This window comes from uncultured Roseobacter sp. (assembly GCF_947488185.1).
GTDB lineage: Bacteria > Pseudomonadota > Alphaproteobacteria > Rhodobacterales > Rhodobacteraceae > Roseobacter.
Map to the genome: position 1 here is coordinate 409,212 of NZ_CANKYM010000002.1, position 14,639 is coordinate 423,850.

Sequence of the window (14,639 nt, forward strand, 5' to 3'; positions counted from 1 at the left end):
ACAAGCATGCCCATCAGCCACAAAGCCCGTCGCCGCCTGTCCCTGCTGATCCTGCTGGTGGGGCTGCCGCTCTACATCGTCGTGGCTATTTCGGTGATCAATTCCATGGATCGCCCGTCGATCCTGGTGGAACTACTGGTCTATGTCGTGCTGGGTGTCGTCTGGGCGTTGCCGTTCAAGTTCATTTTCAAGGGCATCGGCCAAGCCGATCCGGACAAGCCAGACAGCTAAGTTGTATGTGAATCCGAGATGCAAAAAGGCAAGCCAAAATGGCCTGCCTTTTGTGTCGTTTTCATAAGTTTAACCTGCGGCGCGCTCATCCGGTTTGAACCCGATGGCATCGGAGGCCGCAAAGCGCCCGCCCTTGATTTTTTCGATCTTGCCTGCACGCAAGAGTTGACCGAAAGAGCGTAGCCCGTCTTCACGGCTGAACTCACCGCAATCTGCCTGACGCACGCGAGTCATCAGCTGCGGGCGCGAGAACTGATCGTGACCTTCCACATAGGAGAGGTAGGCAGCAGCAGCTTCCAGCACTTCGGGCAGCTTGGTTGCGCCCATCTGTTCAGCGAACTCGGCAAAACCTGTGTCTTCGGCAAACTCCATATCGTCTTCCAGCGTCGCAGCGACGCGACGAGGGGTTACGGGATCCGCACCGGTGAGGTTTTCATCTATCCGCTGCTCGGCCACCAGTTTCAGTGGCGTCGGGCGTGGCTCGGCCGGGCGCTCTGTCCGATTGCCGGAAGCAACTGGGCGACGCGGCTTAACGACCTGCGCCAGATCGCTCCGGTACGCTTTGGTATTTTCTTCCTCTGTTTCTTCCTTGGTCATTGTTTTATCAGCAAAACGTGCGGCAACCGCTGCGCGAAGATGGGCAAACGCGCTGCGACGCGTTGCGCCTTCCGGCTCTTCCATCTGCTGATCGGCCTCGGCCATCAGGCGGGAAACGTCCTCTGCTGTACCGGAATCGATGGCGGGCAGGGTGTCACGCGCTGCCGGTTTGTCTTCCTGCGGCTGGTCAGTTTCGGCTGTCACGGCATCAAGCTCGCGCTGCAAGTCAGCCTCTTCCTCGTCGGAAAGTGTTGCCGCGTCCGCGCCGTCAAATTCTTCCAGATCACCGGCCTCAAGGGCAGCTTCCAGATCGGCACGGTCCACTTTGAGCACGCGGCCTTTCACCTCGGTAGCTTCCTGCCGTTCGCCCTGCGCGTCTTCCACAGTCTCAGCGGAATCTCCAAAGAGGTTTTCCGCTGCGTCTTGCGCCGTAACTTCCTCATCATCGGTGCCCAACAGGCTGTCTTCGCCGTCGTCATGATCCGCCTCGAGACGGCTCAACACGGCAGAAAGATCATCTTCTTCCTCCGGCGCGTCTTCGGTTTCCGACGCAATCTGATCGTCAACCTCGAATGCTTCCTCGATATCCTGCGCCGCTTCGTTCAATGCCGCGTTGACCTCTTCGGTCGTATCTTCAGCAGCGTGCTCTTCCGGCGATTGAACAGCCTCGTCGAAAGGCATGTCGAGGATATCGACAGGTTCATCTGAAGGAGATGTCTCTTCCTCGTCATACGCCTCGTCGTCCTGCTGGGACACGACTTCGCGAATGCGTTGCAGTTTAGCGGCGATAGTTTCGGCAGCCGCTTCGGAGGCGGTGTCCGGGGCTTCAAAAGAGGTCACCGGTTCGAAGGCGGTAAACTCCGATGGAACCTCCATCTCTGCCTCGATCTCCGGATCGATGTCCGAAGGTGCCGGGCTGTCAGCAAAAAATGCCTCCGCGTTCAGAGCGACATCCTGCTCCAGCACTTCTTCATCGAAGGCTTGCTGTGCGCTGGTGTCTTCCGCAACGAAATCCATCTCAGGTGATTTTTCTTGACGTTCAACAGCCTCAATGGGCTCCGCGACAGGCTCAACTTCAGGGTCTGTGATCTCCGCAGTCCCTAGGTCAGACGTTGTCTCGATGTCTGCCGGGGTTGCGTCGCTCTCTTCCACCAGTGCGTTTTCAAGACTATTTTCGCCCTCAGCCGCAGATTCTTCATCAGCATCAGCATCAGCATCAGCCTCAAAGACCTCAGTTGCCTCTTCTACAGGCTCAGCAACGGCTTCTGGTTCATCAGCCTCGGTCTCTGCTTCAGATGCTGTCTCCTGGGCCGTTTCCGGTGCCACTTCTTGAGGCTCCGCGAGGTCCGCAGCAGCGACGGCAGCCGCAGCTGCGGGAGCCTCGGCCTTTGCGGTCGGCTGCACCTCATCATCATGCGCTTTCAGCAGAATACGCCCGTCGTTTTCACGCGCTTCCACGCGCCGCGCCACTTCACGTTCCGCAATCCGAGCGAGCATCTCGGCATCCGGCTGTGGGGGCTCTGCGCCAAAATACCGGTCATCAGACGCAAGGTCGCGGAAATACTCGGCAATGGCTTTCATCGTGTCGAAGGAGTCGTCGAACCCTTCCAGCGTGCAGGAAAACGTCCCATAAGAGACTGTCAAAATCTTGTTGTTATTCATCATCGGATGCTCGTCCTCTGCGTGATTTCAACAAACTGTTTACCATATGGGGAAAGTCCAAACCGGCGCGAATCTGTGCTCATTACCGTATCATTTCGTGGCGAGATTGTGTTCTGTTTCCAAAAAGGACATTAAACTTCAGTGAATAATAAAATTGTAGACAAATTGCATCCAGTCACGCTGGTCGGTGGCGGCGCGGTCGGAGAGGGCGATTTGCAAGCGGCGTTGGCGTTGGCACCGACCTGTGTGGCTGCCGATAGCGGAGCGGATACAGCGCTGGCCGCTGGCGTCGAACTGACCGCGGTCATTGGAGATATGGATTCCATATCAGCGGCGGCGCAATCCCGGCTTCCTGTTGATATTCAGCATAAAATCCCGGAACAGATGAGCACGGATTTTGATAAGGCGCTGCGCAATATCTCTGCGCCGCTGGTGATTGCCGTCGGATTTTCCGGATTGCGCATCGATCACCAATTGGCTGCGTTGCACACGCTGCTGATGCGGCCCGATGTGCCTTGCCTGATGCTCGGCGCGGAGGACATCATCTTTGTCTGCCCACGCCGGTTTGATCTGCCAATGGCTGCGGGAACGCGGGTCTCATTGTTTCCAATGGGGCCTGTAATGGGGCGATCCACCGGGTTGGAATGGCCCATTGACGGATTGAGCTTCGCGCCGGACGGGATGTCCGGCACGTCCAACCGGGCAACGGGTGATTTGCATCTGGAAATGGATCAACCGGCGATGCTGTGCATTCTGCCGCGTCGATTTATGGCAGCGGTTGCGGAGAGTTTGGCGGCGCAGCCGGCGTCCGCGCGGTGGCCCGCTCGCGCAGGACTACATAGAGACCCGCTGCAATCGTGATCAGGATGCCCACCGCTGCAAGGTTGTTGGGCAGATCGCCAAAAACGATAAAGCCGATGATCGTGGCGAAGGGGATTTCAAGATATTGCATGGGTGCCAGTGTGGCCGAGGGCGCATAGCGCAGTGACCAGGTCATCAACAAATGTGCGATCGTTCCCAGCAATCCGATGCTGAGCAGCAGGGTCCAGTTGTACGTGTCGATAGAAATGAATTGCAGATTCCAGATGTCACTGCCCTGAAACATCAGCAGGACAGGCACCATGACAGCCACTGCCATAACGCCGCTGACCGACTGCAGGCCGATGGGGTCGGTTTCGCGGGCGATCTGTCGCGTCAGTAGCATGAAGAACGCAAAGTTGATCGCAACAACTACCGGCAGGAGTGCAGGCCAGCCGACTTCATTGAAGCTGGGCTGCACAACCAGCAAGGTCCCGAGGAAGCCGACAAGGCAGGCGATCAGGCGACGCGAGCCTACTTCTTCCTTCAGGAAGTACTTGCCGAGGATCAACATGATGAACGGCATCACGAAAGCGATGGCGACGGCGTCGGCCAAGGGCAGATACTTGAGGGCCGTGACCATCGCGCCAATCCCAAAGATATGCAGGAGTGTGCGCACGAAGGTGAGGGTGAGAATACGTCCCCGCATGCGCCACTTGCGTCCGGTGATCAGTACAAGCGGAATGAGCAAAAGGGCCTGAACCGCGAACCGCACGAGAACGAGCTGACCGACGGGCACGGTCTCTCCGAGAATCTTCGCAATGGCATCGCCCACCGGTGCCAGGATGCAAAATCCTAACATGAGCATGATACCAAGAAGGGGGCGGTCAGGATTCATTGGACGAACCTAGATGTGCCCCTCAATCAATGCAAGAAATGCTTGGGCGGGCGTTCAACTTTTAGCAGTTTGGCACGTTGACGGCCAAACCACCGAGCGATGTCTCCTTGTACTTCTCTGACATGTCCGCACCGGTCTGGCGCATTGTCTCGATGCAGGCGTCCAGTGGCACCAGGTGGGTGCCGTCCCCCCGCAACGCCAGCGAGGCGGCGGAAACGGCCTTGATCGCGCCGAGCCCGTTACGCTCAATGCAGGGCACCTGCACAAGGCCTTTGACCGGGTCGCAGGTCATGCCGAGGTGATGTTCAAGCGCAATCTCGGCAGCATTCTCCACCTGCTGCGGTGTGCCCCCCATCACCGCGCACAAACCGGCAGCAGCCATTGCGGCAGCAGAGCCGACCTCGGCCTGACAGCCTGCTTCTGCACCGGAAATGGACGCATTGTATTTCACCAACCCGCCAATGGCGGCGGCGGTCAGCAGGAAATCCTCGACATGGGCCTCGGACGCGCCGGGCACGTGGTCCAGATAGTATCGCAGGGTCGCGGGCAGCACACCTGCGGCGCCATTTGTCGGGGCCGTGACGACCCGCCCACCGGCAGCGTTCTCTTCGTTGACCGCCATGGCGTAGACGCTCATCCAGTCATTGATCGTGTGCGGCGGCGTGAGGTTCATGCCCCGCTCCTGCATCAGCTTGTCATGGATGCCCTTGGCGCGTCGCTTGACGGACAGGCCACCGGGCAGGACGCCTTCGGAGGTCAGGCCACGGTCGATGCAATCGTTCATGACTTGCCAAAGCCGCCTGGTGCCGGTTTTAAGGTTCTCCACACCGCCCCGCGCAGATTCGTTAGATCGTTTCATTTCGGCAATTGAGCGGCCTGAAGCTGTGGACATCTCAAGCATTTGTGCTGCTGTTTTGAAAGGAAAAGGAACGGGCGCACCTTCATCGGTGTCCTTGCCCGCCGCCAGTTCCGCTTCGGTCATCACGAAACCACCACCGATGGAATAGTAGGTTTCGCGCAGGGTCACATCGCCCTGCGCATCCGTGGCCATGAGTATCATGCCGTTGGCGTGACCCTCGAGAATGGTGTCGAAGTCGAAAATCAGATCGGTTGCCGGATCAAAGGACAGTGTGCCCAGCCCGTCCGGGTGAATCGTGCGCTTGGCCTTGATCTTCGCCAGCGCGAGATCCGCTTTCTCCCGGTCATAGGTATCCGGCACGAACCCGGCCAGTCCAAGGATCGTGGCGCGGTCCGTTGCGTGCCCCACGCCCGTGAAGGCGAGCGAGCCGTGCAAAGAGGCCCGCAGCCCGTGAAAGGCAAAGGGAGAGGCGCGCATCAGATCGAGAAAACGTGCAGCAGCCACCATCGGCCCCATCGTATGCGAGGACGACGGACCGATACCCACTTTGAACATGTCGAAAACCGATAAGAACATCTAAAGGGCGCTTCCTTCCGGAGGGTGTGGCGCCTGTGGCGCGGTAAAGGGTGTCGGGCCGAGACCTTCTGCGGCTTGAGCTGCTTGCACACTTGCGCGCAGCTCCAGCGTCGTTGTCATCCGGTGTAGGGCAGGGAAGGCGGAAAGGTCAAACCAGTCGTGGTTGCTGTCCCGAGGATAAAGCTGCAGCCAGCGCAGCATGGGGGCGAGGTACAGATCGAGGATCGAGGGTGTTTCGCGCGCTGGCCAATGCGTGTCAAGCACTGCAAGATGGCGCAGGATATGGCTGCGCGTCCGATCCTGTAGACGGCGTTGGTCTTGGAGATCCGAGCCTGCGTAAGCCGACGGATAGAAAAATACCCGCAGCGTGGCGTGCAGGGTATTGGAGAGGTAGAACAGCCATTTGAGCATGTCCGCGCGGCCTGTGGCGGTCGGTCCGGGGGCCAACCTGCCATGCTGATCCGCAAGCCAGAGCAGAATAGCGCCAGTTTCGAATATCGGACCCTGTGGTGTTTCCAGTACCGGGATCAACCCGCCGGGGTGGAGCGCCAGATGCTCTGGTGCGCGCTGCGCCTTGATGCTGCGGTCCACCAGATGCGTGCGATAGGGCACGTCCAGTTCTTCCAAAGCCAGACGGATGACAAGTGATGCGTTATCTGGCGCATAGTGCAGGGTGTAGGGTTCCGATGTCATACGTCCAGCTAGTACAAAATACAGCGGTCAGAGCGGCAGAAAACGACCCATTTTTGAAATTTGAAGCATAAAGAGCGTGGTCCCGGTCACGCCGCCGACCGATTGCCAGCCGGCGGCATCGGGTTAGAGCAGCCGAACCGACATACCACCGTCCACAATCAGTGGTGTCCCCGTCACAAAGCTGGCCCGGTCGGACAACAGGTAGAGGGCGGATTGTGCAATTTCTCGTGGATCTGCCAGCCGCTTGATCGGGTGCAGGTTGGCGACAAAGTCATGTGTGTCGGGATCGTCGCCCGCCATTGCTGTTTTCGTGCCGCCGGGGAGAATGGCGTTGACCCGCACGCCGTCACTTGCATGTTCTGCCGCAAGCGACTGTGCGAGGCCGATCATGCCCGCTTTGGACGCCGCATATGCCGCCATGCCGGGCATGCCGCCATTGCTGTAGCCCACGAATGAACTGGTGAATACGATGGAGCCACCGCCCTTTTCCGCAAAGAAGGGAACCTGTGCCCTGGCCGCGTAAAAGGCGCTGGTAAGGTTCGTCGCGATAACCCTGTCCCAAGTGGCCGTTTCCATCTGCCCGACGGGGCCCATCTGCCCCATTGTGCCCGCGTTGTTGAAGGCGCCGTCCACCGTCCCGAATTGGTCGCGGGCAAAATCCATAAGGGACTTGGCATATCCCTCATCCGTCACGTCCCCGGCCAGACAGGTGGCCTTGCCATTGCTCTGCACGATCTGACCAACCAGATGCTCAAGCTCTTCCTTTCGACGGGCGCCAAGGACGACATTCGCGCCCTCTGATGCAAAGAGCAAAGCTGCGGCGGCTCCTATCCCGCTGCTGGCCCCTGTCACGATGATTGTCTTTCCGCGTAATTCCATCACGTCGCACTCCTGTTTGTGAATGCCCTGCGGATACAGTCTGCGTGTGACGGGGAGCGATCCGTTTCCTGCGCCTAGAATGCTACAATGCCTCAATGCGCAGGATGCGGGTCGGTGACAGGTGACGGGAGTGACCTGTCCAGAGGGTTTGTGAAGGAGATGCGGGACGCTGCCACGCGTTTCTTTAGTCGCCTTGTCCTTGCTCTGCGTCATCCCGTCCGGCGGCCCATCTGTTGAGCCAGGCAAGTCCGGCCAGCGCCAGCCCGAGGAAGAGCAGGGAAAATACGCGGATCAGCCCGCCAAGGCCGCCGATATCCACCATGAACACCTTTGCGACTGCCAAGCCGATCACAATCAGTCCGGCCTTGCGCAAGGCGGCATTTGGGCGGGCCAATGACTGGTAGAAAATGCCAGCACCAATCAGCAAAAGCGCGACGGTGTAACTATAGAGTTCTGCCTGTCCGATCTCTGGCAGATGCATACTTTCGGTGTCGCGCCAGAAATGCCGGATTGTCAATCCCAGCCAGAGGCTGGCCAGTGCCCCAGATGCCACGGCAAACCCGATCCGGATGCTTCGCGCCAGATTGCGCAAACGCAGGGCGCCAAAAGCAAGAAGCAGGGCAGGCAGCAGATAGGCCGGGATCAATGTGTTGAAAACGACGGGGCCCAGAACTGGGGTGCCAAAGACCTCAACGAGCGGGTTGAAAAGCGAAACAGCAAGCGCAAGCTGCACAGCGCCGAAAGACAGGAAGGCCACGCTCAGGATTAACCGCAGTACCGAGAGTGGGCCACCTATTTGCATCCTGTCCACCTGGGCCATCCCGAGGATAATCCATGTGGTTGCCCCGATGCCCAGTGACCAATGGCTCAACGTGTCCGGTGCGCTGCTCCATTGTAAAATGGCTCGGTGTAGCAACAGCGATATCAGAAGGCCAACTGCGGAAAACGCGGCACTTTCCAGCAGGATAGGGCTGCGTGGTCGGTTCGCAGCCCTTGCCATGAACCAGGAGAGGGCAAAGCTCAGCGCGGCGCCCCCGTGTGACAGGAGCATTGCGGGCAGGGGCGCCTCGATGGCCCAGATCAGGCCGGGATCGACCACCAACCGGTATCCCACGGTGGCAATGCCCGCCAAAATGTACAACCCCATAAGCGGCAGATTGAACTGCCGATCGAGCCATGCCGCTGCGACGATGGTAACCGCGAAGGCTGTGGTCAGTGCTGCAGAGGTCAGAAGGATGGTCACCCCGAAGGCCACACAGGCCAGTGCGGCAAGAACCGCGAATGAAACACGCCGTTTGTCGTCTGGTCCGTCCGCGCGGGCGAAACGTTCCGCCATGACGACCATGACACCTGCGATGGCCATGGCATGCAGGGCCCATGGGTAGGGGCCAAGCGTTTCAACAGGGCTCCAGAATGCTTCGATTGCAATGGCCATTGCCGGTGCAAAGAGCGCAGCCGCCGCTGCCACGAGGAGTTTAACCGATCCGCCGCGTAAAGAATGCCATGCGGCCACGATGGACAGTACCAGACCGATTGCGACGAGCGCACTCGGCATCAGGGTCATATTTGCACCGGGTTGTGTCGCGGCGCGTTCCTGCACGGCCCAAATCCGGTGGGCGCCCGCGACCAGCGCAATAACGCTTACGGCGGGAAGGACCGCAAGTTCGGTCAGCGCCGTGGCATTGCGCGCCCAGGTCAACAGGGCCACAGCCAGCGCCGTCAGGACTACGATAGCCGTCCAGAACAGATCTGCGCGGGCGGTTCCAAAAACTGTCAACAGGATCAAACCGCTCGCCGCAAGCACAGCGCCTCCTACGAGCCGGGTCGGGAACTCTGGCCAGGGTTGATCCTTGTCGGGGGCAAACAGTCCGAGGCTCAAAGGTGTCCCGGCGTGATCGGGCAGCAGTCTGCGCGCGGGAATGGCGATGGCTACTATCACCAGCAGGGCGCAATAGAGGACGAAAAATGGCTCCGTGCGCCAACCCGCCCCGAGCGTCAACAACTGGCCTGCGCCATAGCCCATGGCCAGCGAAATGACGGAAACCCACGCCCACCGACGCAGGGTATCGATGGCCAGCCCCACCATGGTGACAATGGCGAAGTAGATCAGAAGCCAGGATGGATCGTCAGAGGCCCCGTCGATGATGAATGGCGCCGCCATGGCCCCGATCACGCCGACCGCAGCCAGCAAAGGTCCATAAAACCATCCCAGGATCATTGCCAACGCGCCCACCAATGCGAGACCTGCGAGAGCAATTTCCGACCCGATGAACCCATAGAGCAACCGCGCGGCAGCCACGGCACCAAAGAGCGTCACGATCCCGGCGCCAGAGAAGGTCGATGGCAGATAGGCCGTGCTGCTGTTTTCTGAGTCGCCGTATGTCCGACGGATGTATTCACCGGCGGCAACAAGGGCGATCCCGAAGACGAGCGCCCCCATGACGCGCACGGAGGGCGGCAAAAGACCTTGTTCGACACCGTAGAGCACCAGAAAAATCCCGGCCAGCGCAAGGGATACTGCAGAGACGGCGTAGAACCAGTTCTGTGTGATCCATCCGATCAGCCGCTGTAAATTTCCCATGTTCAGAACAACCGTTTTGCGCGGCTGCAGCTCTGCGTCCGTCGGGGTTTCTTCTGGCGTTTTCGTGTCAGGTGTCTCTGGCGTTGCGCGAGGCCAAGGGCTTGGCGCAGTGCTCTTTGTACGCGGGGCGGGCGCCGCTGATACTGACTTTTTGTTGCTGGGCAGACGCGCCTCAAGTGCGGATACGCGGGTTTTAAGCTTCGCGTTCGACACAAGAAGGTAAACGATCGAAGCAGGCAGGGCGATGACCAGCAAGAGGCCAAGAATAAACAAGGATTCCAAGGGGCCATCCGGATAATGGTGTGATTTCACGCCTCGATATCAGAACTCTGAGGCAATTCAAGGCAGTGCGATAAGAGTCAGTGCGCCGCCATAGATATACCTTGTGACACCCGCAGATTTGGTGTCGGCCACGCAGGTGGTTTCGTACCGCGGTTTCGCGCATGCGGCTCAGTGCATGTCTGTGTCGCAGAGGCGCAGCCTAGAAAAACGCTGCGCCCGCCTGTTCGCCGAAGTGCTTCGATGAGAGCGGAGTTGATGCCTCCGCCCTGCTGGTTCAGATCGCGTTGAACCGAGCGGTGAGATCTTCCACGGCGGCTGCATATGGACCGGGCCCAAAGCTGACGCGCGCGACGCCGAACTGGGCGGCGTCCTCTACCGATTTGAGCGCCCCGCGCATCATGACGTTCACAGGCAAACTGGCCTCTTCGCAGATCGTCCGGATCAGACTGCCGTCCGTCAGTCCGGGCACAAAAATCCCGTCGGCTCCTGCCGCAGTATAGGCTGCCTGCCGTGCCAGTGCGTCATCCATCAGATCGGCGTGCACCCCGTCGGGTCCCGCCTTGAGGAACACATCGGTACGGGCATTTACAAACAGCGGAATACCAGCGGTGTCGGCGGCCCTCTTTGCCGCCTCGATCCGTGCGACCTGATCGGGAATGGCGTAAAGACCCGACCCCTTCACGATCTGGTCCTCGAAATTGATCCCGACAGCCCCTGCTGCAATCACGCGGCTGACGTTTTTTTCAATCTGGTCGGGGTCTTCCGCGTAGCCGCCTTCGAAATCAACAGTGAGCGGCAGATCAGTACTCTGGGCGATGCGCTCCACGATCATCAGCGCGAAATCAAGCGGCATGGCTTCGCCGTCTTTGTATCCATGGGCGGCGGCAACGGACCAGCTGCCTGTTGCGATGGCTTTTGCCCCGGCCTTGTCCAGGGCGTGGGCCCCGCCCGCATCCCAGATATTGTAAAGAACAACCGGTTGCCCGGCGACGTGCAACCCTTTGAACAGAAGCGCTTTTTCAGCCTGAGACATGTGTTTCGGTTTCCTTTTTACTTGATTTGAAGTGTCGTTCGATCTCGATCAGACGCTGTTTGCGCCAAAGCCCGCCCCCGTAGCCCGTCAGCGCGCCATCGACGCCAAGGACCCGGTGACAGGGGACCATCAGGGCAATCTGATTGGCCCCGTTCGCCCGCGCCACGGCCTGTGTCGCAGTCGGTTTGCCAATGCGCCGCGCAATGTCAGAATAGCTCCGCGTGGTACCTGCAGGAATGGTCAAAAGTTCTTCCCAGACCCTTCGCGTGAAGGCGCTGCCGTGAAAGGCCAGCGGCGTTTGGAACACTGCTGTTCGCCCGGCAAAGAAGGCATCCAGTTCCGCGCGCGCCTGCTCCGTTGCGGGTGGCGTGCCAATCCCGATCTGTTCTTTTGCATGTCTCTGAAGTTTTTTGAGCTCATTGGGCAGGGCCTTGCGATCCACGAATTCCAGCAGGTGCAGATGCATTTTGCAGCTGACCGCGATCATGTCGCCAAGCGGCGTGCCAATCCAGCTTGCCTGCAGCAAACCGCCTCGGGTCAGGCAGCCCGGCGCGCAGCCCAAAAGCCGCCCAAAGGCCGCGCGAAACGCGCTGGGGGACTCGAACCCCGCCTCGTATTGCGCGGTGATCACCTTGCCGCCGCCCGACAGGGTCTCAAACCCTTCCCGCAGGCGCCGTTGCCGCGCCATTTCGAGAAAGGTCATGCCAAACTGGCGTTTGAAGCTGCGCCGCACAGTTGAAAGATCAAACCCCAACTGCGTGATGTGCTGTTCGGACCAGCGGATATCCGGTCGTTCATCCAGGGCGGCAAGCAGTGTACCAATCGCGGGGTCGGCAAGGGCGGCAGCCTGCAGGGGATGGCATCTCTTGCAGGGTCGGAACCCGGCCTCAATGCATTCGCCGATGGTGGCCCGAAACGCGCAATTCTCCGGTTTTGGTTTCCGGGCCGGACAGGTCAGACGACAGAAGATGCCCGTGGTGGCGACGCAGACATAGGCCTGCCCGTCATATCGGTCATCCCGGTCGAGAAGCGCCCGGTAGAGCGTGTCGTGGTCTGGCAGATCAAAGAGCATGCGACTTGTCTAGCATCGATCAAAACCGCCGTCCGCCGGAAATCGGGCGCGTATTTCCTTTGAGCGCGCCCGATTGTTTTTCGGGAGTGACGGCGCAGGTTCCGTCAACAGGTCACTTTGCAAAGCCGGGTGAAGGGCTTTGCAAATGCGACTGGGGTCGATGTCCTGTCAGCCCCGGCCCTTCTTGTGTTTCATGATCGAACGTATGGTTTTGCCCAACTGTTTATCTTTCGATTTACGCTCTGCAAGGGTTGAGGAATTGAACGCCTCTTCGGCTTGCAGTTTCTTCCACCGAGTCAGACGCGCGGCCTCGATCTCACCCACCTGAATGGCCTGAAGGACGGCGCATCCGGGTTCGGTGTCATGCTGGCAATCCCGGAAACGGCAGTGTCGGGACAATTCGTGCAGGTCCGCAAAGACGTCGTTGATCCCGGACGCGGCATCCGTCAACTGCAGCTCACGCATCCCGGGTGTGTCCAGCACGATACAGCCGGAGGGCACCACATGCAGCTGGCGCCGCGTCGTGGTGTGCCGACCCTTTGCATCATCTTCGCGGATGGTGTTCGTGTCGGCCAGTTGTGTACCGGAGAGGGCATTGGTGAGTGTCGATTTCCCGACACCGGAGGACCCGAGAAAGGCGACTGTCTTGCCCTGCTTGCACCACGGAGCCAGCTTTTCGCGTGGGGCGTCGCCACGTGCATCCAACGTTACAACGGGCACCATCTCGGAAATGGCGCGGGCGGCATCGACATAAGCGCCCGTATCGTCACAGAGATCGGCCTTGGTCAGGATGATGACCGGCGCAATTTCTGCCTCGAAGGCCAGGGCGACATAGCGTTCCAGCCGTGCGATGTTGAAATCCTGATTGCAAGAGGACACGATGAACCCGGTGTCGATGTTGGCAGCGATCAACTGGATGTGCCGGTCGGTGCCGGGTGCGCGCCTCTTGATCAGGCTCTTGCGGTCCAGCTGACGGCTATGCTGTGGAGCCTGCTGGTCGAACAGCAGCCAATCGCCCACCGTCACATCGGGACGGGGAGGAAGGGTCGTGTCCACACCATCGCCCATAACGTGCAGGCCATTGCGGTGCACTTCGATGACCCGGACAGGCGGTGTCTCGGTCAGCTCTTCAATACTGATCTGCTGTGCGAAAAACGGCTGCCAGCCAAGGCTGTCGCGGGTGGAGAGTGGACGTTTCGTGGTGCCGCTTTTTGTGTTTGGCGGAAAGAGTTCGGAATAGTCCCGTGTCATGGGGTTCAGACTTTCATGTCGGTGCCACGGGGTTTGCCCGGGCGCGGATTTCGGTAGGGTGGGTATCGCAGGTCAACAGGCGCGCCCGTGCAGAACGAGCATCGTGCTTCTAGTGCTGATCTTGCATCGGGAGGACGTTTGCCTCCCCACATTACCGGGCCATGAAATCTCCGTTTCGACGCCGTTAGGATAAGCGGATGCAAGACCCGTTTCAAGCGTGATCCATCCGCACAAAGTCGCAATTTGCATATAATCGACCCAGGAAATGGTGATGCGGGCACACCGATTGCGTCTTCCGCCTTGTCGAGGCCGATTCAGGTCTCGCGCCCGCCGCGCTTGTTTCTTATAAGGCGGAGATCTTAGCGCGAAGGAATCTGCTCATGTCTTCAGACCTCTCTCCCATCGACAAGGCCAAATTTGTTGCGGCAAAGCGCGCCGCGCAATTGGTGGAAACCGGCATGCGCGTGGGGTTGGGGACCGGATCAACCGCCGCCTGGCTGGTGCGTTGCCTCGGCGAAATGGTGCGAGACGATGGCCTGCGCATCAAGGGGGTGCCGACATCCACGCGCACCGCGGAACTGGCGCGCGATGTGGGCATCGAGGTGATCTCTCTCGATGAAGCCAAATGGCTGGACATCACCATCGACGGCGCGGATGAATTCGACGGGCAGTTGAACCTGATCAAGGGCGGGGGCGGTGCCCTGTTGCAGGAAAAGATCGTGGCCACGGCCTCTGACCAGATGGTGGTCATCGCGGATGCGGGCAAGGAAGTGGAGACGCTGGGCGCGTTCCCCCTGCCCATCGAAGTCATCCCGTTCGGCTGGCAGACCACCCAGGCGCTGGTGGAGGAAACACTGGTATCGATGGATGTGCTGGGCCGTGAAAGCACGTTGCGTATGAACGGTCAGGTGCCTTTTCTAACCGACGAAGGCAATCACATCATTGATCTTCACGTGAAACGGATCGGCAATGCGCGACAACTGGCCTTGGTGCTCAACCAGATGCCGGGCGTGGTCGAAAATGGCCTCTTCATCGACATCTGTGACCGGGTGATCATCGGCTATGGTGACGGCAAGGTTGAGGTGCGCGACATCAATGAAGGCACGGTCGAAACCGGCAAGCTGGATTTCGTGGAGAGCGACAATCTTTTTGCGGACCTGTCCGACTGACGGCTGCGGCCAGACTAACCGCGACGTGATGTGGTAATACTGCGCCGCGAGTATATAT

At 59.5% G+C, this 14,639-nt stretch carries 12 protein-coding genes; 3 read left to right on the forward strand and 9 right to left on the reverse strand.

Translation table 11 applies throughout. The features are described 5' to 3' along the window. Positions 1–6: 6 nt before the first annotated feature. Positions 7–231 carry a DUF2842 domain-containing protein gene (locus Q1A52_RS08040; protein ID WP_300013281.1) on the forward strand — a complete coding sequence of 75 codons (225 nt, stop codon included), beginning with the start codon at positions 7–9 and terminating at the stop codon, positions 229–231. A 69-nt stretch (positions 232–300) separates the two neighbouring features. Here Q1A52_RS08040 and Q1A52_RS08045 read toward each other — a convergent pair whose 3' ends face one another. Beyond that, the gene (locus Q1A52_RS08045) at positions 301–2,493 is read right to left on the reverse strand and encodes a hypothetical protein (RefSeq protein ID WP_300013284.1); all 2,193 of its coding nucleotides are present in this window, start codon (positions 2,491–2,493) and stop codon (positions 301–303) included. A gap of 138 nt (positions 2,494–2,631) precedes the next feature. Here Q1A52_RS08045 and Q1A52_RS08050 point away from each other — a divergent pair, with 138 nt between their 5' ends. Next, the gene (locus Q1A52_RS08050) at positions 2,632–3,351 is read left to right on the forward strand and encodes a thiamine diphosphokinase (RefSeq protein ID WP_300013286.1); all 720 of its coding nucleotides are present in this window, start codon (positions 2,632–2,634) and stop codon (positions 3,349–3,351) included. Here the strand turns inward: Q1A52_RS08050 and Q1A52_RS08055 are convergent. From Q1A52_RS08055 to rsgA, 8 genes are all read right to left on the reverse strand, one after another. After that, positions 3,257–4,186, reverse strand: a complete 930-nt coding sequence (locus Q1A52_RS08055) for a DMT family transporter (protein ID WP_300013289.1) — start codon at positions 4,184–4,186, stop codon at positions 3,257–3,259. The two genes, Q1A52_RS08050 and Q1A52_RS08055, sit on opposite strands and share 95 nt — an antisense overlap. A gap of 61 nt (positions 4,187–4,247) precedes the next feature. Then, complete coding sequence (locus Q1A52_RS08060) at positions 4,248–5,621, reverse strand: L-serine ammonia-lyase (protein ID WP_300013292.1); 1,374 nt, start codon at positions 5,619–5,621, stop codon at positions 4,248–4,250. Further along, positions 5,622–6,314: a glutathione S-transferase family protein gene (locus Q1A52_RS08065; protein WP_300013295.1), complete on the reverse strand. Its 693-nt coding sequence runs from the start codon at positions 6,312–6,314 to the stop codon at positions 5,622–5,624. A gap of 123 nt (positions 6,315–6,437) precedes the next feature. Next, on the reverse strand, positions 6,438–7,193 hold the full coding sequence (locus Q1A52_RS08070; protein ID WP_300013298.1) for an SDR family oxidoreductase: 756 nt from the start codon (positions 7,191–7,193) through the stop codon (positions 6,438–6,440). A gap of 184 nt (positions 7,194–7,377) precedes the next feature. Continuing rightward, positions 7,378–9,774, reverse strand: coding sequence for a DUF2339 domain-containing protein (locus Q1A52_RS08075; protein WP_300013306.1), 2,397 nt, complete (start codon positions 9,772–9,774; stop codon positions 7,378–7,380). Between the two features lie 556 nt (positions 9,775–10,330). Continuing rightward, on the reverse strand, positions 10,331–11,089 hold the full coding sequence (locus Q1A52_RS08080; protein ID WP_300013309.1) for an isocitrate lyase/phosphoenolpyruvate mutase family protein: 759 nt from the start codon (positions 11,087–11,089) through the stop codon (positions 10,331–10,333). Further along, positions 11,076–12,161, reverse strand: coding sequence for a bifunctional transcriptional activator/DNA repair enzyme AdaA (locus Q1A52_RS08085; protein ID WP_300013312.1), 1,086 nt, complete (start codon positions 12,159–12,161; stop codon positions 11,076–11,078). Before Q1A52_RS08085 ends, Q1A52_RS08080 begins: the two co-directional genes overlap by 14 nt. Before the next feature lie 168 nt (positions 12,162–12,329). After that, complete coding sequence (gene rsgA, locus Q1A52_RS08090) at positions 12,330–13,412, reverse strand: ribosome small subunit-dependent GTPase A (protein WP_300013315.1); 1,083 nt, start codon at positions 13,410–13,412, stop codon at positions 12,330–12,332. A 380-nt stretch (positions 13,413–13,792) separates the two neighbouring features. On the opposite strand from rsgA, the gene rpiA reads away from it, so the two are divergent. Beyond that, entirely contained in the window at positions 13,793–14,581 is a 789-nt protein-coding gene (gene rpiA / locus Q1A52_RS08095) for a ribose-5-phosphate isomerase RpiA (protein WP_299777692.1), read from the forward strand. Positions 14,582–14,639: the final 58 nt, after the last annotated feature.